Origin of the sequence: Rhizobium lentis, from assembly GCF_017352135.1 — a bacterium.
GTDB classification, from domain to species: Bacteria; Pseudomonadota; Alphaproteobacteria; order Rhizobiales; family Rhizobiaceae; genus Rhizobium; species Rhizobium lentis.
Map to the genome: position 1 here is coordinate 839,774 of NZ_CP071455.1, position 23,860 is coordinate 863,633.

The following is a 23,860-nucleotide window of genomic DNA, read 5'->3' on the forward strand; positions in this document are numbered from 1 at the left end:
GCGATTTTAGGCTGAATCGCCCTGTTCTAAATACTGTTGTGGGAGCATGATCCGAAAACCGCTCACACTTTTCGGCATCATGCTTTAGGAAGATACCGTCGGGGAGAATGACGTGGTTGAAGCGAATGGCGAATCTTTGAACGCGGAAGCCGGCCCGCCGGGCAAGCCCGAACGCGGCAAGGCCGTCAAGCTGGTCGATCGCGTTTTCGATCAGCTGCTCGAACGGATTCGCGGCGGAAATTACCCGCCGGATTCACGCCTTCCCGGCGAACACGAGCTTGCCTCGATGCTGGGTGTCTCCCGGCCGATCGTTCGCGATGCGCTCGCGCGCCTGCGCGATCAGGGCATCGTCTATGCTCGCCAGGGAGCCGGAACCTTCGTCAGCGCGCATGGGTCGCCGACGACCCAACTTGCCTATTCGCCGGTCAAGACGATTGCCGATATCCAGCGCTGCTACGAATTTCGCCTGACGATTGAGCCGGCCGCCGCCTATTTCGCCGCCAAGCGCCGCAATGAGCAGGCAATCCAGAAGATCGCCAGCGCCCTTGCCGACCTGCGCGAAGCGACGAGCCATCAGCTTCACCGCACCGACGCCGATTTCATCTTCCATCGCGCCGTGACGGAGGCTGCCAACAACCATTATTACACGGCCTCGATCGATGCGCTGAAGGCCCATATTGCGGTCGGCATGCATCTCCACGGCCTCTCGCTGCTCGGCCCGCGCCAGGGTCTTGAACAAGTCTACGAAGAGCATAATGCCATATACAAGGCGATCGCCGATGGCCGGGCTGACGACGCGCAAAGGCTGATGAAGGCGCACCTCGAAGGCTCCCGGGACCGTCTGTTCGAGGGCAGGGTGCTCGACCTGTCCTTCTGAGGCGCTTCTCACGGATCGGGCGCGTTGCTGCAGATTTGACTAATCTAGGGTCGCAGGCGGCCCCAGGACGGGTTCCAGTCGACGTCTTCGACGAGTTCGACAAAGACGGGATTGCCGCTATCGGCTCTATGGGATTCTGCTAGTTTGAATGCCGCCTCGGGTTCCATTTCCTCGCCGGGAAAGACCGTGTCCTCGTGGTTTGTATCCGCGACGGTACGAACATAACCCCGGATCTGGTCGCTCGATCGGTAGAGTTTGATGATCAACGAGCCTGCCGGCGCGGTGCCGGGGGAATAGCTGATATATTCCCGGCGATCGGGCACAGGACCAACCGCTTCGTCGCCTGCCCGATACCAATGCGCGAGATCCTGACCTTCCGGGCGCCCCTCGCTTTCCCAAATCCGATAAGCGCGGATCCTTCTTGTTTCCTGATCGATCATCCTTGCCTCCCGCCCGCTTGATCGTCATTTTTACTATGCGGTCTTCCCGTTCACTTATTAAGCACCTCGGCCATCTGGAGATGATGCTCCGGAGCGGGGGATCTCCTGATAATCCGCTAACTTCTTGCCGGGCCGAGAGTTCCCCACCGGGTCAGCCTGATTTCCGCCCTTCGGTGGTGCCGTTAGTTGCCGCTGAGCTCGAGGATCGGAAGTTTTGGCACGATCGCCTCAGAGGCCGAAAGGAAAGGTTTCCTGATCGGTCGTAGCGCCTTCCTGCGGCAGGAGCGGTGAAAGTGCGCGGGTTTCATCGAACCAGAGGAAGGCATCATATTGGCGCGACAGCGATGTCGACATGTAATGGCTCAGCCGTTCCGTTTCCGGCCGATAGATGACGCCGATGAAGCGTTGGAGCCGCTGTTCGACCAGGTTCGCATGCAGCTCCTCGTTGCCTTTGAGATCAAGGAGAAATCGCGGCTTTCCGGTATCGTGACATAAACGTTCGCAGCTTTGCGGGAGCGACGGTCGAATTCGTTTCTTCTCGGCCTCTCCGTCCCAATCGTCTGCAGCAATCACCTCGCCGGAATGGGTTCCCAATCCTATGAGGCTGGTCATTGCGTCGAAACGCTGGCGGCACAGCTGGCCGAGGTTCAGCTCGTCGCGGGCAGCTGCCATCTCGGTATAGCGGGCATCGCCAATGTGCGAGTTGTGGGCCCATATGATGATTTTCGCCGCCCGTCCGTGAAAGTCGAGGAGATGTTCGACGGTATCGGCCATGTAGGTGTCGCGAAGATTCCAGGCTTGAGAACCGCCGTAATACATGACGCGGTAGTATCGCTCGGCTGCTGCGAGCAGCCGTGCTGACTGGGCGGCGTTCAGAAAATCGTCGCCATCGGAAATCGTGTCATCCAGCGATCGCGCCAGAAGCTCCGTGCATTGTTTCAGCACGGCCTCCTCGCACGACCGGTAGGCATCGGTGAGGACGGCTCTGCCGTAAGTTGCTGGATGGCTTTGCCAGGGGCTGAGGCAACCGTAACGTTCCTTGGCGACCCTGGCTGTTTCCGGGCTGACATCTTCGAGATAGTCGAGCACGGATCGGATCGATCCTGCCATGTTGTAGAGATCCAGGCCGTAGAATCGTATCGCATCCTTTTGCAAGGCCCTGCGGCGGTCGTTTTCGTCATGCATCCAGCCGACGAACTGGGAGAATTCCCGGTTTCGCCACATCCATCCGGGAAAGCGGCTGAATGCCGGGCCGCCTGTCGGTGCTTTTCCGTTGATCCAACGGTCGATCATGGCGGCATCGGGCCAATCCGCTTCGACGGCGATCATGTTGAACCCGTGATGTTCGACCAGATGGCGGCTGATTGCGGCCCGCGCCTCATAAAATTCAGAGGTGCCGTGGGTGGATTCGCCGAGCAGAACGATGCGGCTTTCGGCAAACCGGTCGAAAAGGGCAGCAAAGCTCTTGTCGTTGATCGACGAAAATTCTTCCGCTGCGGCTGCGATGATTGCATCAGGTGTTTCTTCCGGGTGCGACGGCGGGACTGCCGGCGTATACATCGGGTGGGCGGCGGTCCAGGCGTCTTCGCCGATCAAGGGGACGAAGAATACCCCACCGAGATCTTCTTCCTCGAAGGTGGCGGCTCCCGTGCGCGTAATGCGTTTCAGGCGCTGCTGGTCATCTTGCCCGACGGGGATGATGAGCCGCCCCCCGAGGTCCAGCTGTTCTTTTAAGGCGGCTGGAACCTCGGGAGCGCCGGCAGAAACGATAATGGCGTCGAAGGGCGCGGTTTTCGCCCAGCCCTTGCTGCCATCGCCTATCCGCACGTCGATGTTGCGGTATCCGAGCTGTTCGAACCGCTCCCTTGCCTGAAGCGCCAATCTTTCATGACGCTCGATAGAATAGACGTGCCTTGCGATCCGGCTGATGAGCGCGGATGCGTAGCCGGAGCCCGTGCCGACCTCGAGGACTTTGTCGCCCGCATCGAGATTTGCCTTTTCAAGCATCAGCGCCACGATGTAGGGCTGCGAAATTGTCTGGCCCTCGCCGATCGCTAGCGGCGCATCCTCATAAGCGAATTCCTCGAAGCCCGGAGCGACGAATTTTTCGCGCGGGACCGTGCGCATCGCTCTCGTCACGCTTCGATCGCGAATGCCGCGACGCATCAGATGGTATTCAACCATGCGGTCTCGGAGGCGCGCCATATCCATGGATCAGCTCCACTGTCGTCGATTGCATCTCGGGCGAATTTCTGATCGTGCATAAGAACGGAAAACGAACGCGCGAGCTAGGAGTTCCTGCCTTGAGCAGGTTTTCGGGAAACTCATTGTTGGCTGGTTCGCCATGCACGGCGTGAGGAACCTCCGAACGGCGCCCAGGCCAGGTGGCGGTGCTTATCCCAAAACAGCGGAAAACAATTGGTAGCAGAAGCTGCCGCGTGAGCAGGGCAGGCGGCGCAGGGCAAATTGGCAAATTTCGAAGAGTAGCAACGGTTCCCCGGCGGCCTATCGGGAAGAGCAGGGGGTGATCGCATTTTGCTCGGCCTGTCGGTGGAACTTAGTTTAGGGCGCGAAGTTGGACAGGCATCAGCAGAGAGGCGCCAGTGTCCACCAATCCACTTATCAGCGAACCGGTCAAAGATCTCGTTTCCCGCCTTGAGGCGATGACCGACGACGAATTGTTCGTGATCATGAACGACTTGGAAAAAGCGAGCGAGGCCGCCGAAGGCGAGGCAGCAGAAGAGATCCTCGCCCGCATCGCTCTGGCTGAAAGCGAAATCGAGCGGCGCTATCCCGGCCGATTGCTCGCACCGTATCGCGACTGGAAGCAAAGACAGCCGCTCCTGTAGCGGCTTCTGGCGGGGTGTGAATATCATGTGAAAGGAAGCTTCAATGAGCAGCTCTGAGACGACGACGGATCACAAAAAAATCCGCAAATGGGCGGAGGAAAGGGACGGCAGGCCGGCGGCTATCCGAACCGGGGGCAAAGGCGGCGTTCTTCGCATCGATTTCGGCGAAAAGGAAGAAGAATTCGATGAGATCGACTGGGACGAATTCTTCAAGATTTTCGACCAAAACAGGCTTGCCTTTCTCTACCAGGACAAGACCAAGGACGGAAAGACGAGCCGCTTCAACAAATTCGTCGAGCGAAGCTAGCGCCCCGGCAGTCGGATGAAGCGCCACGATCAGAGCTCAAGCAATGCATAGGGCTTTCCGGTCGGCTTCTCGATATGGGCCGCGACATTGTAGACGGGGGCGCCACCCGGCGTGCGGCCCTCGTAGGATCCACGATGGGCATGACCGTGCACGACGGCATCGACCCGAAATCGGTCGATGGTTTCCGCCAGCCGTGAAGATCCGAGGAACGGATAGATTTCCAGGGGCTCGCCCGCCACTGTTTCGGCAATCGGCGCATAGTGCAAGATGACGAGGGAACGATCGGAGCGGACCTGGCGCATCGCGTTTTCAAGGCGCATCGACTCCTCCACGCTTTCGGCCACCATCGCCTTGATCGCCGCCTCGCCGAACGAGCCGAGCATATGGCGACCGAAGCCGCCGGCGAACCCCTTGACGCCGACGAAGCCGACGCCGGCGACTTCGGCCGCCTGGCCGTTCAGCAGCTTCACTCCGGCATCCGTCAGGACCCGGCAGACATCCTCGACCTGGCCGCTCTCGTGATCATGATTGCCGAGAACCGCGACGGTCGGTACCGTGCAATGGCGCAGATCGCTCGCAAGCAGTTCGGCCTCCTTTGGCTTGCCGAGATCGGTCAGATCGCCGGCGATGACGAGGACGTCGGCGACGGAAGAGATCTCCGCGAACAGATCCTTGTAGGATTTCGCGCCGTCTTCCGTCATGTGGAGATCGGCCACTGCCGCAATCCTCACGCTCTTTCGCTGATCATCCATCGCTTTCTCCTAATCACCTCGCAGTTCGCCTTCGCCGCCGACATCGGCAAAGCCCCATTCCTTTACGTCGATTTCGAAATCCACGCGGGAATACATCCGGCCGCGGCATATTTTCATTTGCGGCAGCGGCAGTTCCTGTTGCGCTTTGAGCCGGTCCATAAGCTCGTCCAGCAGCCACCGCGGAATCTTGTCGCGCTCGGTCGGATAGATCCACCTGAAATTGAGGAGATGGATGAGAAGGACTTCCCAATGGACTTCGAGATAAGCCAGCAGTTTGCGCCAATCGATCGAGTCATGCGCCTTCAGAATGACATGTGCGACGTCGGCGCCATCGTAGCGGTGGCGCAGCTGGACGAAACATTTCGACCAGACCAGTTCGGTCGGACTGACGATCCTGACCGTATGGCCGCACATCTCGACCTTGCGCGCATCCTCGAACCAGTCGTCGCCGACCGGCATTGTTCCGTTGGAGGAGGCAAAGATGACGTCGAAGAAATGGCTGCCCTTCAACACCTTTCCGAGCCAGCGCTCGTCTTCGACTTCGACCGCGTAACCCCTTGATTTGAAATGTCCCAGGATGCGGGCGTAATCGCCTGCCTTGCAGAATATGTCGAAATCCTTCGTGCGGCGCGAGATACCAGTATAGGCGCAGACGGCGTAGGTGCCCGCGACGAGGAAGGGGATATGCGACTCCACGAGTTCATGAACGGCCTCGGTCACGAATGGCTCGGCGTCTGGATCGATGAGCTCCGGAACCGCCTTCACTTTCATCAGCGTGTCGTGGTCGTCTTGTTCGGCACTTTGCGCGGTCATCGTCGATCCTAGTATTGCTATGCAAAGCAACACCTGGATGGGCTCAATGTTCCGCCGCACCCATCGAGCGATGATCGGCGATAAGACAGGTCGGCAAAGCGCTCGGATCATCCCGGAACTTCGCCATCGCCGGGTCGTTTGACCATAAGACGCATCCGCAGAAACCTTCCCAGAGCTGTACGGAGGATGTCATGGACAGACGAGCAAATATATCGACCGGCACGAACGACAGGCCCAGAAACGAGACCATCGCCGAAAGCGGCCCCGGTATTCCCGATGACGGCGGCCGGATGGTCGAGGTGCGGGATGCAGAAGCAAGACGCCTGAAAGCGTCGCAGCTGCGCGATGGGCTCGACGAGCTCAAGGAGAAGCTCGAGGAAGAGACCGATCTCCCGCAAAGGGGTGCGCCATGAACGAGGTGAGGAAGGGCGGCCCATTTCCCTCCGGGATGAGCCACGATAATTTCGAACCCCCGCGCCGCATGATGATGTTCGTCGTCACCATCTTTCTGATCGCGTGCCTTGTTGCCCTCGCATTCTCGTGGATAGCGCATCCCGGCGAACCGGACGAGACATCACCCGCAGCGACGGCGGAGCAGGAACGATGAGCGAGGAGGATAAAGATCCTGTTCAGCGGCCATCATCATCTCCCCTGGGAAAGCACACCAGGCTCAATGCCGGCAGAATAGCGTTGATTCTGGTCGGCACGGTCGGTGTCGTCGCATTCATTCTGTATGCGACATTCGTTGTCTACGGGCTCGTCGCGGGTCGCTAGATCGATCACGTAGATGCCGCGATCGCCGGCGTCATAGCCGGTGTGGAGCCCCCGGGAGCATGTCAGGCCGATGTTTTTCGGGGGCTTGCCTATTCCGGCTTGGCCGTATCGCGTGCATTTAGAGTTGTGTCGGAGCGTCTGCTTCCACCTCGGCATAGAGCTGACCACACATCGTCAGCGACCGCCGCATTGCGTTGACGCGATCTTCCGCATCTCTGTGTGAATAGGCCCAGATTTCGGTTGCCCAGCTCTTGCCATCCATATGATATTGCAACGCGAATCTGTAGAGTTGCCGCTCGTCCGCGTCATTGCTAACGAATGCGTGATCGGGATTGTCGCGGTGGTTTCTCATGCTGGGGAAACTTACAACATTCACAATATGCTCCTTGGGCCAGGACTCGACACGCCATATTCTTTCAGCCTAACCAGATCGCCTGGATTTCGTTCCCTTAGGTCCTGGCGAGCTCATTCGTGCCTAGCCCTTCAGGAATGTCGCAACGCCCCCGTCGAATCTATTACGGCGGGTCGAATTGCGACGCATGGATCGAACGAAAGACGCCGTGCTTGTCGCTGTAGAACGCTAGAGGCTTGCCCCATTGCTGCAAATAGGCCTTCGTCGCAAAGGTGTTCTCCAACCGCAGATGCAGCAGCTTGCCGGTGGCATCATCGATATATACGAGCAGGGCGCATTGGAGCCGCGGTTCTCGAACCACCAGTGATGCGAGCCATCGATCTGCACGAGCTCTCCGAGACAATCCCGCCGGCCGCGCGGCTGGAAAACCCGCTTCTTGCGTTCGCACCGCGAGATCCAGATGCCGGCCTCGGTCATCCATTGGCGCAGCGTCTCCTTAGCGACCGAATTCTGATGCAGTTCGATCAGCTTCTCGCGCGCCAGCGTCGGCCCGAAATCCGGATAGCGTTCGCGGATCAGATCCAGCGCCGCATTGCGAAAGTCCTCGCTGTGGCGCCAATTGCTCGGTCGTGATCGCTTCTTCGAAACCAGGCCGGTCGCGCCGGAGCGGTCATAGGCCAGCAGCAGCCGGTGCACCCGACTTCTTCACGGATCTTCTGAATAACATCGAGCCGATACAATTCTTTCTGCGACATGGTGATCATAAAGGACATGACGACTCCGACCGCTCATGGTCTCGACCAGGCTGGAGGTCGTCATCCTTGCTCCCAACGTGGCATTGACCAGCACGTCGAGAGGCGAGACTGTGGCATCTCTAACTGGCCCAACTGTCGCATTACTAAATGGCTGAAGACGCCCCAAAGTGACATTTCTACTTTGCGCAACCGCGGACAGTTCAACCTGACCGCCACAAGAATCTGGCATAAGCTGAATTATGGAACTGCTGAGCGGCGCGCCGTAGACCCGCGCAGGAGCCAGGCTCTGGTGGCCTTCCGTAACCGCGAGAGCCACTTCTTAGGCGTTAGTCGAGCATTCTTATGAATGTTCATTCGAAGCGATCCTGGATAACCGAGGTGTGGTGCTCCGGTCTCTTAACGCTACGAATGGACAACCTCCCGAGCTCACATCAGCTACTCTCCGTAGCTTTCCATTGACATCTGCTCCAACGATTAGGCGTCTTGAGGTCGCTGAGAGAGTTCTGCGATCAAATAGTCCGCGACTATTCGAACTGAGGGAAGCTGGCCGCGGCGATGCGGAATCAGCAGGGTTGTCGTCACGCCACCTGCTGTCCATTCGGGTAGAATGCGAACAAGCGCGCCAGATGCAATGAGTGGTGCACAGAAGCTGCTTGCAAGGCAAGCCACGCCAAGACCGGCCTTGGCTGCTTCAAGTAGCGAGATAGTCTCGTTGGCCACGTAGCGCGGCATTGGCGTGATCTTGACGACGGCGCCTTCGCCATTTCGAAGTGTCCATACCGTTTCCGAGGGCGATGCCATGAGCCCCTCGAGCTCACTTGCTTCCTCGGGTCGAGAACACACGCCTTTCTCCCTGATATAGTCGGCCGAGGCGACGAGCCAGGCGGGATCGTGATAGATCCGACGTTGCACGAGATCGGTGTCCGGCAGCGGGGCGAAGTGGTTGCGGATCGCGATGTCGAAGCCCTCCTGCACGATGTCCACGAACCTGTCGGAAACGTCAAGTGTAATGCGCACCTTCGGATAGCGCGCTGCGAGGCACGGAAGCAGCGTCGACAAACGGAACTGGGCAACCGGCATCGATGCTGTGATCCGAACAGTTCCGCTAGGTTCCGCAAGGCGGCCCTTGATGACATGCTCCGCAGCCTCCGCCTCGATCAGCATGGCGGCGGCATGTCGATACAGCTCATGGCCAATTTCGGTCACTGCGAAGCTGCGCGAAGTTCGTTGAATCAGGCGGACGCCGATCTCCCGCTCCAACTCGGAAAGCCGCTTGCTGAGCGTGGATTTGGGAAGGCGCAGCGCGCGACCGGCTGCAGCGAAACCGCCGTGATCTACTACTCGAACGAAAACGAGAAGATCATTGAGATTAAGCATTTATCTACCGATCGTTCCAATTTGCAGACGATGGATCCACAAATAGCCCACTACATTACACTCGTCCAATACTGCATCCTTCGGCAAATCGCCAATGGAGCGGTGTTAACTCGGAATATGGAAGGATGGACACATAGATGACCTATATCTCGGTTCTCGGCCTAGGAGCGATGGGGCAAGCGCTGGCCGCTCGCCTTCTCCAACAAGGGCATTCGGTCACCGTCTGGAATCGTACGGCCGGCAAGGCTGCCTCCTTGGTCGCCAAAGGCGCACGTGAACGCAGCAGCGCGGCGGATGCCATCGCTTCGAGCGATATCACCGTCATTTGCGTATTGGACTACGCCGCGGCAAACTCTGTGCTCGATGGTGCGGCCTCAGTTCTTGCAGGGCGTGCGATAGTCAATCTTACCAATGGCACGCCGGCTCAGGCACGCGCCACCGCCGAGCGACTCGCAGGCCTAACAGCCTCCTATCTTGACGGCGGCATCATGGCGACGCCCCCGATGATCGGAGGCGAACATGCACTGATCCTCTACAGCGGTTCGAAGCCAACTTTCGATGCGCATGTCGGGACGCTTGAGGCGCTCGGCGTCGCCACCTATCTCGGTGCGGATGCCGGACTAGCGTCGCTACACGATCTCGCTCTTCTCAGCGGCATGTATGGCCTGTTCGCCGGCTTTTTTCACGCGACCGCCCTTGTCAATTCTGAGGGGATCCACGCAGGTGAATTTCTTAAGTTGCTTGGCCCCTGGATGACCGCGATGATGGGTGAATTTCCCGGATACGCAGAGAAGATCGACAGCGGTCGGCACGGTGTCAACGTAGTGTCGAATCTCGCCATGCAGGCCGCCTCGCTGGAAAACATACTCACAGCCACCCGTGAGCAGGGTGTCGCCACCAATCTGCTTGCCCCCCTGCTGGAACTGTTTCGCAAACGGGACGGTGCTGGACATGGAGACGAAGACATTTCAGGCGTGTTTGAGCTGATCCGACGCAGGAGCGGCGCAGGCATCTGAAGCCAGTATCGAATGGCGCAGTCGGCCGCCGATGTTTACACCCGCTTGCTGCGCGAGGGTTTAGGGGGTGAGCAAAGCTTCCTTTGCCATCTCCGGCACGTTCAGCCCATCGGAAAGGCCAGAGAACGTATGCGGGCCCGATATTTGGTTGGCCCCAGGCGTCGGACTCAAGCCTTTCCGACAAAATCCGCGCCCAACTGCTTGATGTCCGCCGCTTCCAACGCATAACGCGCGTAACGGAAATCACGGATCGCAAGGAGCGAATCCCCGGACCAGTCGAGGACAATGAAATAAGCAGGGGTGCGCAGGACGGCGCCTTGCTCAAACACCAGCGCGGCGGGGCGACCTTCAACCAAGCCAGGGGCGAGCCACCACCGTTCTTCACGCGCGTAATTCCCGAAATAGGTGGAAACCTTGTCTCTACCGCGCATGACGACCTCGCCGACGAGTTCGGCTTTCGCATCCTCGGCCAGCCTGTCTTTCAGCGCCTCGAAGTCACGGGCGTTGAACCGGTCAACATAGAAGGCGAGGCTATTCTTCTCAGCAGCCGAAAGAACCGGTAGCGGTTGGTCGTCCGGCCCCGCCGCTATGTCGCGCAGCCTGACGCGGCCACGATGGAGAAGCGCCTTGACGGCTGGCATGGTCATCCCCGTGATCGAGCAGAGCTCGCTCAGCGAGTAGCCGAGCACATCCATCAGGATGATACAACTGCGCTCGCGTACCGGCAGCCGCATGAAAGTGCGCAGGCTGGTGGCAGCGATCTGACGCGCCTCTGTCTGGGACAGCGGTTCAGCGACCATCTCGGCCTCCTCCTCGCCGATGTGGTCCGCCCGCCTGGCACGGCGCCTCAGGAAGTCTAGGGCGGTGTTGTGAACGATACGAAACAGCCAACCCTGCGGATTGGTTATCGGTGCTGCTGCTGGAAGCGCTTCCATCGCCTTCGCCAGGGCGTCCTGCAGAACGTCCTCTCCATCGATGACCGAACCGGTCATGCGTGCGCAGTAGCGATGGAGCTTTGGCCGCAATTTGCCGAGCCGCAGACCGAATGTTGCTGCAAAGAGTTCACTGCTCACGGCGTTGCCAGTCATGTGTAGCTCGTTCGCAGAACATGCCGAAATTGCCGATGATCTGCGCCGTGCTGCGGACTGGCCCTTCGAGGCATCGCTCGCGAATGCCGCTTTGAAAAGCTGCAAACGCCCCCAGATCGCCGACCGAGTTATCGCCGCTTTGCTCGATTTCCACCAGATGGACGAAGACGCTGCCGTGAAGTCGCAAGGCAGCGTATTTCACGCCCGGCAGCGCCTTTTCGTTCAGCTCGCGAAACACCCCCTCGATCAGCCGCTGATTTTCGTCGGCGGTTTCGGGCCGGGTCTTGTATCTGATCATCGTGCGGTTCATCGACGTACCTCCCGTTAACGGTGTCTCCCTGAAGACGTTCGCCGCCGCTCGAAGGATTCACGAGCCGAAAGAAATATTTCCGCGAATCCTATCCGGCGGGCGGATCGTCTCTTCCATGTGATCCGCGTCGAACCTGCATTGGAGTTCGATCTCGCGGAGAGTACCAACCAGGAGACGACACACATGCCCACCTTTATCATCGAGGGGCCGCAGGGCCTACGAACTGAAGCCAAGGCGACGATGATGGCCGAGATAACGACCGCGCTGGATGAAGCCTATCATATTCCGGATGTCCGCATTTTCCTGCGCGAGCACGCGCCCGCCAACGTTGCGCAAGACGGTCGCGTGGAGGCCGAGCCGGTTCGGCCGGTTTGTTTCGTCGAGGCGCCGAAATTGCCCGGCCTCGACGCCAGGCGCGTGCTGATCGAGAAGCTGAATGGCGCGATCGCAAAGGCATTTGCCGGCATTGCCAACACCGACGACATCCTGATCCTGGTCAATGAGTATCCGTTGGAGCTTGCCGGCGCGGGCGGGCGCCTCCAGTCGGAGAACCCCGATATCCTCGCAGCGATAGGAACGGCCGCCGAATAAGCAATGCCGTGCGGGGCGATCAGCGCCGGCCTGCGTCTGGTGGACCTGGAAATGGCGGAGATCTCAGCTGTGGCCGCGTCGGGCGAACGGCCGATGAACGTCGCGAATCTCCGCATACAGCGGATGTAGTCACGGCGCGTGTGCGCCACTACTCCCGCGCGAGCGGATTCGTTCTGTGGTGCAACAGCGACCTCCAGTGTGGTCGCTGGCCATGCCCGCTTTCGGAAGCCGGCAAAGCTGACCTTTGCATCCAAATGAGGGCACAAAACGGACAGCCGGAGCCTGGTCCAGTACGACTTATGGGGGCAGAGCGCGACGGCCGCGTCAGTTGCCCGTCGCATCGGCACCGGGATCCAACACATTCCAGTATTCGCGCAGCGCGCTGATGCGATCGCCGCGCACCTTGAAGATGATGACCTCGTGATTTCGATAGAAACCCGCCGGCATGCTTTCTGCGGCAGATTCAAAGACGGCGGTATCGCCGTCATAGGTTGCTCGTTCCAGCACGCTTCGAATTCGGTTTCCTGCCTGTTGGTGATAACGTGCCCACGCCACCAGTTGCTTCTTGCCATCCTGCCCTTCATGGAGACCAGCAAAATCTCCCTGTGGAAAGTGAAACTGAAAATCATCGGTTGTGAGTGCAAGAAATGGCTCCCATTCACCCGTGCGCCATGCCCGAACAAAGAGCGACCAGGCATGGTCGGCGACACGCTTCGTGTTTGCGTCCATTCCTTCGGCGACTGCGGGTGCGGCAATTTCAGGCATAGGAGGAAGTACCCGGCGAGAACTTTGATCCTGCGCTACGGCAATGCTGGAAAAGAGAGCCGCTGCGAGTGCTAGGCTTGTACCGAATTTCATGGAGCTGATCCTTCCTGATTGACGTTGTGCATTATCAGGAGGAAAACGACGACACCTGCAACGCTGCACCGTGTGAACCGCGCAGATTACGCAAATCACACAGCTTGGTAGTTACGTTCTGCTCATAGAGCGCGATAGGCGACGATGTGATGCGGGAGGCTCGCCCATCCGGCTTCGGAAGACATTCGTCAGGTGCGCATGAGTAGCGAAGCCGCACATCCTCGCTATTTCCTTGATGGCTAAAGAGCTACCTGTCAGAAGCTTCGAGGCTCTATAGATGCGCCTGCGGATGAGGTACTCGCCGGGAGATATTCCCGTACTGCCCCGAAATGCACGGACGAATGCGCTGATGCTCAGCCCTGCATCCTGCGCGAGGAGAGCAAGCGACAGGTCCTCATGCATCTCTGCCTCTATCCGATCGACAACGCGCTGCAAAGCTGCCGGATGCATCCAGGCATCGTCGTGATGACCGAAGTCAAGACGAGCCTCGCGGGCAAGGTGGCGGACAGCGGCGATGGCGAGCTGTTCCATGACGATGACAGGTGGGCGTTCCGCAATTTCCGAAAGTTCGGTCATCCGTTCGATCAAAAGCCGGAATTTCTCCGCCCGATCATTATAGATCGGGACCATGCTTTGCCGTGATCCATCCAACTGGCAGGCATCCATCAGGAAATCATCCGAAAATTCGAGCCTGATGAACGAGAGACTGCCGCCTTCCATCACGCCCGCTCGTTCACGACCGGCGGGAGTTAGTGACACGGAACCTGGCCGGTCAGGTCTTTCGAGAAGGGGGCCTGCATCTGTTCGTGAGGCACTATATCGTGACGCGCCGGTTCGTGTCACCGATGCCTGATGCCAGTCGGAGACGGTATGGTAACGTGCGCCGCCGAAAGCCTGTGTACGGGACAAGTACAAAGTGAAGCCTACAAACTCCAGTCTTTGGATATTTCTCCCATGCCTTGCCAATAGGGGCTCCTTCGCGAGGCTCGAACGACCCGGATAATCTCTAACCAGTCCGCGAAGACCCGCAAACTCATGAGAGCGAAGGCACAATGAGCGTGCAAACGCATCTCGTGAGACTCTGCTTCCTTTGCGATCCGGACCTCCAGCCAGACGGCTCCAACGGTGAACGGATCGAGGCGGTCGTAGGTCCGCCCCGATTGCTTAGCCACGATTTTGCCACCGATGATCTGACGGAGTTTGAAATTTCCGATACTTCCTCGCTCCCACAGTCTCTTCCATGGTGACGAGTACCAGTCGCGGCGATCGATTCAAACCTAGGATTTTATCGGCGCGAGCACGAAATCGTGTTCGACTTTCCAGTATTTCCCTTCAAAGCCGAGTTCCCGGGCACGCGCCGGATCGTCGGTCAGCTCAAATTTGGCGAGCAGGCTTTCCTTCACACCGAAGACCGCGTCCGAATGGATATAGGGATCATCCGGATCGAAGATGTGGGTCGTCAGCGTCTCGAACCCGTCGGCCCTAATGATATAGTGGAGATGGGCCGGTCTGTAGGGATGGCGACCCAGCGCCTTCAGCATCTGCCCGACGGGACCGTCGTCCGGGATCGGATAATATTTCGGTTTGACGGCGCGGAACCAGTAACGGCCGTCTTTGCCGGTGCGGAAGATGCCACGCAGATTGAAATCCGGCTGGATGCCCTTCTGCTGCACGTCGTAGAAGCCCTCGTCATTTGCCTGCCAGACATCGATGACGGCATTCTTGATCGGCCTGCCTTCGGTATCGAGGATAAGCCCGCCGATCACCATGTCCTCGCCCTTCTGGTCGAGGCAGATATTGGCCCCCATCGGCAGTTCAGGCGCATCGGCGACGTGGAAGGGACCAAGCACAGTGCTTTCCGACGCGCCCGATGGCTTGCGGTTATTGATTGCATCGACCAGCATAGAGACGCCGAGCACATCGGACAGCAGAATGAATTCCTGCCGCCATTCGTTGCACATGTGCCCGGTGCGGGTCAGGAACTGGACCGTCTCCATCCATTCCTCCTGCGTCGGTTCAAGCTCCTTGACCGCCTCATGCAGCTTGCGGGTAACGACCTCCATAACCTGCTTCAGCCGCTCGCTCCTGGCGCCGGCATTGCGGCTGGTGACGACCTCGACGGAGTTCTCCTCGGTGAAATAGCCATTTTCCTCCTGAGCCATGATGAGCCTCACCGGTCCAAAATCGTTTTGAGAACGCGGCGCAGTTCGGCTTCGGGTTCGGAAGCCGCCTCATCCGCCCGCCACGCGACGTGATGATCCGGCCGCACCAGCAACAGGCCGGAATCGCGAATTTCCCGGGCGCGCGCCCAGTCGCCCGTCAGGTCCTGCCAGGTCTGGCGCGGACCGATCTTGTGTGCGGCAATGGTAATGCCAAGTTCCTTGGAGAGCGCTTTGGCAGCCGAAATCCAGCCATCGCCGCCGATCCCCGTCAGGACCGTGAAGACGCCGTGTCCGGTGAGATCGAGGCTGGATACTTTCTCGCCGTTGGCGCCGAACAGCCAGACATGCGGCAAGCGGGCGCCCGGCCAGGTCGTCTGCTGGAAATGCAGCTCCGCATCCCTCGCGAAAGCAGGCTCCGGCTGACCGTCCTTGACGATAGCGTTCGAGGTGTAGCGGTGGTTCATTTCGACGCCATGGGCATCAAATTCGTAGACCTTATGAGCGATGGCGGCGCGGATCGCGCTGCGCTGCAGCTCGGCATCGGCTGTGTCGTCACAGCGCGCATCCATATTCTGTTGCATCTTTACGGGGTCGACGGAATCGAGCAGGCCGAGCGACTTGAAGATCGGCCCGAATTCCTCGATCGACTTGTTGGCGCGGGTGACGATCTGCTTGGCGACGGGAGCACGCTCTGCTTGGTAGCTATCGAGGAGCCCCATGCCCGCCTGCCCCTTGAGCACCATGGCAAGCTTCCAGGCGAGATTGAACCCGTCCTGGATCGAAGTGTTCGATCCGAGCCCGTTGGATGGCGGATGGCGATGGGTTGCATCGCCCATGCAGAACACACGGCCGTTCGACACCGTGGTCGCGTACATGTTGTTGACAGTCCAGGTGGAGACCGACTTGATCTTCGGCTCGATTTCCTGAACGCCGACCAGCTCGCGCACGACCTTGGTGGCGAAGGCGTCATCCACTTGGGGCGCCGGCTGGTTGATGTCGTAGCCCCAAACGATCAGCCACTCGTTCCATGGCCGGACCATGCGCACCAGGCCCATGCCGATGCCCCCGACATCAGCGCCCGGCTGCAGCACCCAATAAAGCACCGAGGGACGATGCGCGACATAGCGGGAGAGGTCTGCCTTGAACAGGATGTTCATCGACCCCGCGACGCCCATCTTGCCTTCGAAGGTCAGGCCCGCATGTTCGGCAACCTTGGAATTGCCGCCGTCCGCACCGATCAGGAATTTCGAGCGGATCGTCAGTTCCTTGCCGGTCAGCCGGTCGAAGCAGATGGTCGTCACGCCTTCGGCATCCTGCACGTGGCTCCTGTATTCGGTTGACATGCGCGGCTGCGCGCCGCGCGAACATGCCGTCTTGAACAGGAGCGGTTCCATATAGGTCTGTGGCAGATCGTTCATCCGGCCTGGCGATGACAGAATATGCTCCGCGCGGGACAGGGGGTGATTGCCCCAGCTCTGCATACGGCCGATCTCCTCGCCGGCAACGGCGGTGCAGAAGACGTTCTGCCCCATGAGATCCTGCTCGGTGGCAAACAGATAGGCCTCGTCCTCGACGTCCCGCCCGAGATCGCGCAGGACCTCCATCGTCCGCTGATTGGTGATGTGTGCTCTGGGCGTATTGGCGAGCCAACGGTAGCGGTTGATCACTAGCGGCTCCAGGCCGTAGGTCGCAAGCAGCGCGGCCGTGGCCGAGCCGGCCGGCCCCGTGCCAATGATCAAAACGTCGGTGATGATGTCAGCCATTCGGCCCTCCCTTGTCATCCTGTCGAACGGTTTCGCCCCTCAGGATGCGGCGAACCGGAAAGAGTTCCCAACCCGTACGGTCGGATATCAGCCCCCAGAGCCCTCTAGGCGCAAACAGCATGGTTATGATCGCCAGCGTGCCGAGCGCCAGAAGATACCAGGAACCGTAGCTGGAAAAGGCATTCTGCAGCACGAAGAACACGAGCACGCCAAGGATGGGACCTTCAATCGTACCGATGCCGCCGATGACGACGATGAAGATGACGTAGGCCGTCCAATCGGTCAGCGAAAAGGCCGCGTCAGGTGATATCCGCGCCTTCTGCAGGTAGATCAGCGCACCAACGATGCCGGTAACGAATGCGACGAAGAGATAGACGAGCGTCTTCAGCCTGCGGGCATCGACCCCGAGCGCCCGGGCGGCGGTCTCGTTGTCACGTACCGCGGCAAGGCCCAGCCCGTGCTTGCTGCGCAGCAGCTTGTAGATGAAGGAGATCGTCAAGGCTGCCGATGCCAGCGCCAACCAGTAGGCCAGTGCATCGGCCGCAGCCGGCGGGCGCATGCCGAACCAGTCAACAAGCGCCGAGATGCCGAACATGTCGCGCACGGCATCCCGCGGGAGTGACGTGCCCGTTCCTCCACCAAGCGTCTTCCACTGTGCCAGAAGTAGTCGGCCGACCTCGGCAATGACCCAAGTACCAATTGCGAAATAGGGACCGTAAAGGCGAAAAGCGAAAAAGGCGGTCGGCACAGCGATCAGCATCGCAAGCAGGCCGGCCAGCGGAACCGCCAGGATAGGGTCGAGCCCAAGCAGGATCACCAGACCGAAGAGAGCATAGGCGCCGCAGCCGACGAAGAGTTGCTGCCCCACCGAAATCAGCCCGGCATAGCCGGCCAGCAGGTTCCAGCTCTGCGCCAATGTCAGCATCGTCAATATGTAGAAGAGGTCCTGGGCGACGCCGCGCGAAACAATAAAGGGCGCGGCTGCAAGAGCGATCACCGCGGCGAGCGCGACAATGCCGAAGATGCGGGCAATGCGCGTGCGTGTCTCGATTTTCCAATCCGCCGCTGCGTGATTTTCGGGTGTCATTGTTTCGAAACCTGTGGTCATCGCGCGCCTCAATCCACCGCCCGCGGGAAGAGACCGCGCGGACGAAACAGCAGGACGAGCAGAAAGGCGAGATGGCCGGCGAGTATCTGCCACTCGGGATTGATCGCCGCGCCCATGGTCTGCGCGATCCCGAGAATAACGCCGCCGGCGAGCGTGCCCCAGAGCGACCCCAGCCCGCCGATGATAACGGCCTCGAAGGCGTAGATAAGCCGCGCAGGTCCGGCGGTCGGATCGAAATTCGCGCGCATGCCGAGATAGAGCGCGGCGACGGTGACGACCAGCATCGCAAGACCGGTGGCAACGGCGAAGATCGAGTTCGGCCGGATGCCCATCAGGCTTGCGGTCACGACGTCATCAGAGGTGGCTCGGAAGGCGCGGCCGAGCGCCGTCCGGTAGATGAGCTGGTTCAAAGCGATGATGACGATCACCGCCGATGCGAAGGTCATCAGCGGCATCAGCCCGGCATTGACGCCACCGATCTCCACCGACGCGGTCTCGAGCGTACCCGCCGAAATTCTCCGGCTGTCCGCCGTGAATGCCTCCAGAAGCCCGTTCTGGACGACGATCGACAGCCCGAAGGTAACGAGCAGCGGCGGCAGCACGTCCTTGCCAAGCGTGCGGTTCAGAAGGTGGTATTGCATGAGCCAGCCTATGCCGAACATCAACGGCGCAGCGATCAGTGCTGCGACGAATGGGTCGAGGCCGAGCGACGAGACGATCAGCAGGATCAGGAAGGCCGCCAGCACGATCAGGTCGCCATGCGCAAGGTTCACCAGCCGCATGATGCCGAACACGATGCTGAGACCGGCGGCAAACAGCGCGTAGAGCCCGCCGAGCAGGATGCCTTGCAGGACCGTATCAAGCCAGTTCATGGTTGTCGGCTCCGAAATAAGCAGAATGGATCGCGGCTCGCTCCAGCTCAGAGGGACGTCCCGTCAGGGTGATCCGGCCCTCCATCATGCAATAGACGCGGTCGGCGACCTTCAGCGCCTGAGCGATATCCTGCTCGACGATGATAATGGCGGCACCCGAGGCCCTGATCTTGGAAAAGGCGGCGTAGATATCTCTGATCACCACCGGGGCCAGACCGAGGCTGAGTTCATCGCAGAGCAGAACCTCCGGGTTGGACATCAGTGCCCGCCCGATCGCTACCATCTGCTGCTGGCCGCCGGAGAGCGCCGTTGCCGGATAGCGGCGGCGCTCCTTCAGGATTGGGAAAAGGTCATAGATGGTTTCGAGCGTCCACGGTCCACCGGCGCGTCTGCCATAGCCGCCGATCTGAAGGTTTTCCTCGACGCTGAGAGACGGAAAGAGTTTGCGGCCCTCCGGCACCAGCGCGATGCCGCGGCGCACGACGTCGGGCGCGCCGATCGCGCCGATCGCCTGGCCACGATGCAGGACCATCTCCGGCAGATTGGCGATCACCCCGGCAATCGACCGCATCAGGGTCGACTTACCGGCGCCATTGGCCCCGATTACCGCGATGGTTTCACCGGCATCCAGCCGCATATCGACGCCGAAGATCGCCTGGAAATCGCCGTAGAAGGCCGTCAGCCGCTTCGTTTCGATGAGGCTCGTCATCAAACTTCCATCCCGAGATAGATTTCGCGGACCTCGCGCGATGCCATGATCGCATCTGGTTCACCGATGCCGATGACCCGGCCAAAATTGAGAACGAGAATACGTTCCACAACAGCGGTCAGGGCATGTAGCACGTGCTCGATCCAGATGATCGCAATCCCGCGCTGATGGACGCGCTTGATCGTCGCTACCAGCTGGCGGCATTCGCCCTCGGTCAGCCCTCCGGCGATTTCGTCGAGCAACAGAAGCTTCGGCTGGGTCGCGAGCGCCCGCGCCAACTCCAGCCGCTTGCGCTCCAGAAGCGTCAGCGACGACGCGGGCCTGTTTGCCTTGGCGATCAGCCCGGTCTCGACAAGAATGTCGGCGCAAATGGCGGTGACGTCGCTCTCCCTTTGCTGCGTGCCGAAAGCACCGGCAACGAGGAGATTCTCATAGACCGTCAGGCGTTCGAAAGGCTGCGGGATCTGGAATGTGCGTCCCATGCCCGCCAGGCAACGCTGCATCGGCGGCAAACGGGTCACGTCATGCCCATCGAGCTCTATGGAACCGGAGGCAACCGCGAGATTGCCATTGATCAGGTTGAACAGCGTCGACTTGCCGGCCCCATTGGGACCGATAATGCCGAGCGCTTCGCCGGGCGCGACCGAAAAGTCGACCCCTTCGGCGACGACGAGCGCGCCGAAGGATTTCGAGACATCCTTGAGTTCCAGAATGGCCATGATTATTCTCCGCGCGACCGCCCGGCTCGCAAGCCAGGCAGTTCTACGCCCTTACGCCAGTGCCTCGAGGTTGCCGCCGAGCGGCACGTTCGGAGCGAGGCCGTTTTCGACAACCACCAGATCGTAGCCACCGCCGGATTTCAGACGCCACTGGCCACCGACGAGCGGGGTTTTGGCGACGTTCTTCTGGGCAAAGGGCGGCAGTTTCTCGTTGCCCCAGGCAATCGGCCCGACCAGCGTGTCGAGCTTTGTTTCGCCGATCGCCTTGGCGACGGCGTCGCCGTCGCCGACATCCTCGGCGCGTTTCATGACATCCACCGCCAGCTCGAAGAGTGCATGGGCAAAGCCGATCGGCTGCGTCCAGGGACGGTTGGTCTCCCTGGTAAAGGCATCGGCGACCGCCGCAGTTGTCTCACCGGTCAGCGACGACTTGAACGGATGGCTCGGCGTCCACCAGACTTCGGTCGACAGGTTGTGACCCGCATCACCCAGCGCTTCAACCGTCTGCGGGAAGAGAAGCGCCTTGCCGATCGAGGCGATCTTCGGCGTCAGGCCTTGCTGCTTTGCCTGGTTCCAGAACGTCGTGAGGTCGGGCGGGATCATGACGCCGGTCAGAATGTCGGTGCGCGCCTGCTTGAAAGCGTTGATCTGCGCCGAAAAATCGTCGGTCAGGTTCTGGTAGCGACCGGTATCCGTCAGGCCATAGCCGAGTTTTTCCAGAACCGGCGGGAAGCCCACAACTTTGTCGCCCCAGGCATTGCCGTCGCCGTCATTCGGGAACAGGCCGCCGATCTTCTTGTTGGTCTCGATCTGACCCCACATGCCGGTGAAGACGGCAATGATATCCTCGAGCCCCCAAAAGAAATGATAGGCATAGTCGAACGGCTTCCATGAGGCTGGGTCACCGGGGTTGCCCTGCTGGCCGATGAACCACGGCTGCCAAGGCGCCACCGTCGAAATGCAGGGCATCTGCTCGCCTTCGCATGTAGTGGAAACCGGGTTGGTCGTCTCCGGCGTGGACGATACCAGCATCAGGTTGACCTGGTCGTCGACGATAAGTTCCTTCGCCACCTCGGCGGCGCGGTTGGGATTGGACTGACTATCCTTGACCACAACCTCGTAGTTCAGCCCAAGCTTCTTCGTCGTCGCCAAGAACGAGTTGATGACGAATTTGTCTGCTTCGCCGAAACCTGCCAGCGGACCGGTCTGCGGACTGACATAGCCAAGTTTGATAGCCTTGTCCTGGGCAATAGCCGGCGCCGAAAGGCCGGACGTTGCGATGAGCGCACCGCCAGCGGCGGCCGTTTTCAGAAGATCGCGTCTCGTAAACATGCTTCCTCCCATTTCACTCTCCTCCCAAAGAGCGCGTGCCGCGGCGTTCAATTGGCCGGGCGCCGGCCTTCCCAAGCATCCTGTAAAAGCATTCGGATCGAGTCCCGGCCGATGGGCCGGGGATTCCAGTAGGGGTTCTCGACCGCAATCGATGCGGCGCGATCGAGATCGGCCTCCGTCAATCCAAATTCCTTGAGCGACAGCGGCGCACCGATCGCCCTGGCGAAGTCCCAGAGCCCGCCGCCGATCGAGCCCTCGAAGATCTCAGCCGCACCCGCCAACTCCGGCTCCGCGGCAATTGCATTGAAGGCAGCCGTATGCGGCAGCATCACTGCATGCGTTTCCGCATGCGGCGTATCAAAGGAGCCGCCGAGCGTGTGGCAGATCTTATGATGCAGGGCCATGCCGACGGTACCGAGCACCGTACCGCACAGCCAGGCGCCGTAAAGCGCGTCGCTGCGGGCCTCTTCGTCCCCTGGTGATTTGATGATGACGGGCAAACTGCGGGCAAAGGCGCGCAAGCCTTCGAGAGCCATCAGCGTCGAGATGGGATTGCGGTCCTGTGCATAGAGACCCTCGACGGCATGGGCCATCGCGTTCAGGCCGCTGGTTATGCTCATTGACACCGGCAGCCCGTACGTCAGCGCCGGATCGTAAATAACGATCTCCGGGAGAATCTTCGCGTCACGCACCGTCGTCTTGCGCCCGCCCTCCGTCTGTCCGAGGATCGGCGTCACCTCCGACCCCGCATAGGTCGTCGGTACCACGATCTGCAGGATGTCGGTGCGATAGGCGATCGCCTTGCCGAGCCCGGTCGTCGATCCACCGCCGAGCGAAACGACACAATCCGCCCCCGTCTCGGTGACCACCTTCATTGCCGCATCCGTAACATCGACAGGCGTATGCATGGCCGCACCGGCAAAGACGCCGCAGCCGAGCTCGCCGATCTCCAGCGCCAGAGCCTCGGCATCGGCCTTCTGATGTGGCGTCGAGAGTACCAATGCGCGCCGGCATCCGGATTTTGCGATCCACTCGCCGACGGCGGCTTTGGAACCCACGCCGAACACGATCCGGGCCGGACTGCCCACAAAGGAAAATGCTCTGCTCATGACGCCCTCCCCGGCCTGGAACGCACCATGACGAAGGTGAGCTCGACCGCTTGGCCGCGCTTGCCGCCGACCTCTACAGGCTCGAACCTGGCAATGAGTTCCGGCCGGACGCCGAACAGCGCGTCCTCGCCAAGATGCGGATCGCGGGAATCGTAGATATGTGTGGTGATCGTCTCAAAGCCCTTGGCGCGCACCACGAAATGCAGATGCGCCGGACGGTGAAGGGGATATCCCGCTCCTGAAAGCAGGCGGCCGACAGGGCCATCGCTCGGAACGCCGTAACCAGCTGGCACGACGGACCGATAGTGAAAGCGCCCCTCTGCATTCGTGCGAAACAGCCCACGCAGGTTGTGCTCCGGCTGAAGGTCCGGCTGCTGGTTCTCGTAAAAGCCCTCGGCGTTGGCCTGCCAGGTGACGACTTCGGCATCGGCGATCGGCAGGCCGTCGAGATCCTGGACGCGGACCGATACCACGAGCGGCTCACCCTTGCCGTCGATGGAAATCGACGATCCGGGCGCGCGCGCCGGCGCGTTGTCGCGATAGAAGGGTCCGCGGATGGTATTCGGGGTGGCGCCCTTGGGACGGCGGGAATTGATTTCCTCGACCAGAGCCGACGCGCCGATCAGGTCCGAGAGAAGCACCCATTCCTGGCGCCGTTCGTCGGAGGCATGCCCGACCTCGGTCAGAAAAAGTAGAACCTTGCGCCAGTCGTCCTGAGTGGGGCGGAACTCCTTGATCAGCTCGTGGACATGCATGACGGCTGCGGCGATCAGCTCGGCAAGCTTGCCGTTCCTGTTCGCCGGAAAACGCTCGGCAAAGGCTTGCGACGAGGTCGCCTCGCTGAATGTGAGCGCCTGGGTTTGCGCAGCCATGCTCATCTCCTCCCGATGGACATGCGGCAAAGTAGCATAGGGAAATAGATGCATT

The 23,860-nt window shown here is 60.2% G+C and carries 27 protein-coding genes and 1 pseudogene; 8 read left to right on the top strand and 20 right to left on the bottom strand.

Annotated features, from left to right (window positions below; all coding sequences use genetic code 11):
* Positions 1-112 precede the first annotated feature (112 nt).
* Entirely contained in the window at positions 113-877 is a 765-nt protein-coding gene (locus tag J0663_RS26165) for a FadR/GntR family transcriptional regulator (RefSeq protein ID WP_207244902.1), read from the top strand.
* Positions 878-921: 44 nt separating this feature from the next.
* Here J0663_RS26165 and J0663_RS26170 read toward each other — a convergent pair whose 3' ends face one another.
* Entirely contained in the window at positions 922-1,317 is a 396-nt protein-coding gene (locus tag J0663_RS26170) for a DUF2934 domain-containing protein (protein WP_207244903.1), read from the bottom strand.
* 228 nt (positions 1,318-1,545) lie between these two features.
* Positions 1,546-3,528, bottom strand: coding sequence for a protein-L-isoaspartate(D-aspartate) O-methyltransferase (locus J0663_RS26175; protein ID WP_207244904.1), 1,983 nt, complete (start codon positions 3,526-3,528; stop codon positions 1,546-1,548).
* A 392-nt stretch (positions 3,529-3,920) separates the two neighbouring features.
* On the opposite strand from J0663_RS26175, the gene J0663_RS26180 reads away from it, so the two are divergent.
* Together J0663_RS26180 and J0663_RS26185 are read left to right on the top strand one after the other, a co-directional pair.
* Complete coding sequence (locus tag J0663_RS26180) at positions 3,921-4,166, top strand: hypothetical protein (protein WP_207244905.1); 246 nt, start codon at positions 3,921-3,923, stop codon at positions 4,164-4,166.
* A 43-nt stretch (positions 4,167-4,209) separates the two neighbouring features.
* Positions 4,210-4,473 (top strand): hypothetical protein, encoded by a 264-nt coding sequence (locus J0663_RS26185; protein WP_207244906.1) that lies wholly within the window; start codon positions 4,210-4,212, stop codon positions 4,471-4,473.
* Between the two features lie 29 nt (positions 4,474-4,502).
* Here J0663_RS26185 and J0663_RS26190 read toward each other — a convergent pair whose 3' ends face one another.
* Positions 4,503-5,225, bottom strand: coding sequence for a metallophosphoesterase family protein (locus J0663_RS26190; RefSeq protein WP_207244907.1), 723 nt, complete (start codon positions 5,223-5,225; stop codon positions 4,503-4,505).
* Positions 5,226-5,234: 9 nt separating this feature from the next.
* The gene (locus J0663_RS26195) at positions 5,235-6,038 is read right to left on the bottom strand and encodes a nucleotidyltransferase family protein (protein WP_207244908.1); all 804 of its coding nucleotides are present in this window, start codon (positions 6,036-6,038) and stop codon (positions 5,235-5,237) included.
* A 191-nt stretch (positions 6,039-6,229) separates the two neighbouring features.
* Here J0663_RS26195 and J0663_RS26200 point away from each other — a divergent pair, with 191 nt between their 5' ends.
* From J0663_RS26200 to J0663_RS26210, 3 genes are read left to right on the top strand one after another with little or no spacing between them, the layout of a single operon-like run.
* Positions 6,230-6,451 carry a hypothetical protein gene (locus tag J0663_RS26200; protein ID WP_207244909.1) on the top strand — a complete coding sequence of 74 codons (222 nt, stop codon included), beginning with the start codon at positions 6,230-6,232 and terminating at the stop codon, positions 6,449-6,451.
* Positions 6,448-6,645: a hypothetical protein gene (locus J0663_RS26205; RefSeq protein WP_207244910.1), complete on the top strand. Its 198-nt coding sequence runs from the start codon at positions 6,448-6,450 to the stop codon at positions 6,643-6,645. Before J0663_RS26200 ends, J0663_RS26205 begins: the two co-directional genes overlap by 4 nt.
* A complete protein-coding gene (locus tag J0663_RS26210; RefSeq protein ID WP_207244911.1) occupies positions 6,642-6,812 on the top strand; it encodes a hypothetical protein in 171 nt (56 codons plus the stop codon). The genes J0663_RS26205 and J0663_RS26210 overlap by 4 nt, the downstream gene beginning before the upstream one ends.
* 118 nt (positions 6,813-6,930) lie before the next feature.
* Here the strand turns inward: J0663_RS26210 and J0663_RS26215 are convergent, their stop codons facing one another.
* The 3 genes and pseudogenes from J0663_RS26215 to J0663_RS26225 all read right to left on the bottom strand — a co-directional run bounded on the left by J0663_RS26215 (position 6,931) and on the right by J0663_RS26225 (position 9,296).
* On the bottom strand, positions 6,931-7,188 hold the full coding sequence (locus J0663_RS26215) for a hypothetical protein (RefSeq protein ID WP_246590436.1): 258 nt from the start codon (positions 7,186-7,188) through the stop codon (positions 6,931-6,933).
* A 148-nt stretch (positions 7,189-7,336) separates the two neighbouring features.
* Positions 7,337-7,937: pseudogene (locus tag J0663_RS26220) on the bottom strand (transposase family protein); the annotation flags it as partial.
* 456 nt (positions 7,938-8,393) lie between these two features.
* Positions 8,394-9,296, bottom strand: a complete 903-nt coding sequence (locus J0663_RS26225; RefSeq protein WP_207244912.1) for a LysR substrate-binding domain-containing protein — start codon at positions 9,294-9,296, stop codon at positions 8,394-8,396.
* 137 nt (positions 9,297-9,433) lie between these two features.
* Here J0663_RS26225 and J0663_RS26230 point away from each other — a divergent pair, with 137 nt between their 5' ends.
* Complete coding sequence (locus J0663_RS26230; protein WP_207244913.1) at positions 9,434-10,312, top strand: NAD(P)-dependent oxidoreductase; 879 nt, start codon at positions 9,434-9,436, stop codon at positions 10,310-10,312.
* A 167-nt stretch (positions 10,313-10,479) separates the two neighbouring features.
* On the opposite strand, the gene J0663_RS26235 is transcribed toward J0663_RS26230, so the two are convergent.
* The gene (locus J0663_RS26235; RefSeq protein ID WP_207244914.1) at positions 10,480-11,400 is read right to left on the bottom strand and encodes an RNA polymerase sigma factor; all 921 of its coding nucleotides are present in this window, start codon (positions 11,398-11,400) and stop codon (positions 10,480-10,482) included.
* Complete coding sequence (locus J0663_RS26240; protein ID WP_207244915.1) at positions 11,375-11,710, bottom strand: hypothetical protein; 336 nt, start codon at positions 11,708-11,710, stop codon at positions 11,375-11,377. The genes J0663_RS26235 and J0663_RS26240 overlap by 26 nt, the downstream gene beginning before the upstream one ends.
* 183 nt (positions 11,711-11,893) lie before the next feature.
* Between J0663_RS26240 and J0663_RS26245 the strand changes: the two genes are divergently transcribed.
* Entirely contained in the window at positions 11,894-12,301 is a 408-nt protein-coding gene (locus J0663_RS26245; protein ID WP_207244916.1) for a tautomerase family protein, read from the top strand.
* Positions 12,302-12,625: 324 nt separating this feature from the next.
* On the opposite strand, the gene J0663_RS26250 is transcribed toward J0663_RS26245, so the two are convergent.
* From J0663_RS26250 to J0663_RS26300, 11 genes are all read right to left on the bottom strand, one after another.
* A complete protein-coding gene (locus J0663_RS26250) occupies positions 12,626-13,159 on the bottom strand; it encodes a nuclear transport factor 2 family protein (protein WP_207244917.1) in 534 nt (177 codons plus the stop codon).
* Positions 13,160-13,270: 111 nt separating this feature from the next.
* On the bottom strand, positions 13,271-13,879 hold the full coding sequence (locus J0663_RS26255; protein WP_207244918.1) for a helix-turn-helix domain-containing protein: 609 nt from the start codon (positions 13,877-13,879) through the stop codon (positions 13,271-13,273).
* A 557-nt stretch (positions 13,880-14,436) separates the two neighbouring features.
* Positions 14,437-15,321 (bottom strand): intradiol ring-cleavage dioxygenase, encoded by an 885-nt coding sequence (locus J0663_RS26260; RefSeq protein ID WP_207244919.1) that lies wholly within the window; start codon positions 15,319-15,321, stop codon positions 14,437-14,439.
* Positions 15,322-15,329: 8 nt separating this feature from the next.
* Positions 15,330-17,084, bottom strand: a complete 1,755-nt coding sequence (locus J0663_RS26265) for an FAD-dependent oxidoreductase (protein WP_207244920.1) — start codon at positions 17,082-17,084, stop codon at positions 15,330-15,332.
* Positions 17,077-18,192, bottom strand: a complete 1,116-nt coding sequence (locus tag J0663_RS26270; protein WP_207244921.1) for a branched-chain amino acid ABC transporter permease — start codon at positions 18,190-18,192, stop codon at positions 17,077-17,079. Before J0663_RS26270 ends, J0663_RS26265 begins: the two co-directional genes overlap by 8 nt.
* Before the next feature lie 8 nt (positions 18,193-18,200).
* Positions 18,201-19,064, bottom strand: a complete 864-nt coding sequence (locus J0663_RS26275) for a branched-chain amino acid ABC transporter permease (RefSeq protein WP_207244922.1) — start codon at positions 19,062-19,064, stop codon at positions 18,201-18,203.
* The gene (locus tag J0663_RS26280) at positions 19,051-19,773 is read right to left on the bottom strand and encodes an ABC transporter ATP-binding protein (RefSeq protein ID WP_207244923.1); all 723 of its coding nucleotides are present in this window, start codon (positions 19,771-19,773) and stop codon (positions 19,051-19,053) included. Before J0663_RS26280 ends, J0663_RS26275 begins: the two co-directional genes overlap by 14 nt.
* On the bottom strand, positions 19,773-20,492 hold the full coding sequence (locus J0663_RS26285) for an ABC transporter ATP-binding protein (RefSeq protein ID WP_207244924.1): 720 nt from the start codon (positions 20,490-20,492) through the stop codon (positions 19,773-19,775). Before J0663_RS26285 ends, J0663_RS26280 begins: the two co-directional genes overlap by 1 nt.
* Before the next feature lie 51 nt (positions 20,493-20,543).
* Complete coding sequence (locus J0663_RS26290; RefSeq protein WP_207244925.1) at positions 20,544-21,824, bottom strand: ABC transporter substrate-binding protein; 1,281 nt, start codon at positions 21,822-21,824, stop codon at positions 20,544-20,546.
* Positions 21,825-21,871: 47 nt separating this feature from the next.
* The gene (locus J0663_RS26295) at positions 21,872-22,933 is read right to left on the bottom strand and encodes a maleylacetate reductase (protein WP_207244926.1); all 1,062 of its coding nucleotides are present in this window, start codon (positions 22,931-22,933) and stop codon (positions 21,872-21,874) included.
* Positions 22,930-23,805 carry a dioxygenase family protein gene (locus J0663_RS26300; protein WP_207244927.1) on the bottom strand — a complete coding sequence of 292 codons (876 nt, stop codon included), beginning with the start codon at positions 23,803-23,805 and terminating at the stop codon, positions 22,930-22,932. Before J0663_RS26300 ends, J0663_RS26295 begins: the two co-directional genes overlap by 4 nt.
* Positions 23,806-23,860 lie beyond the last annotated feature (55 nt).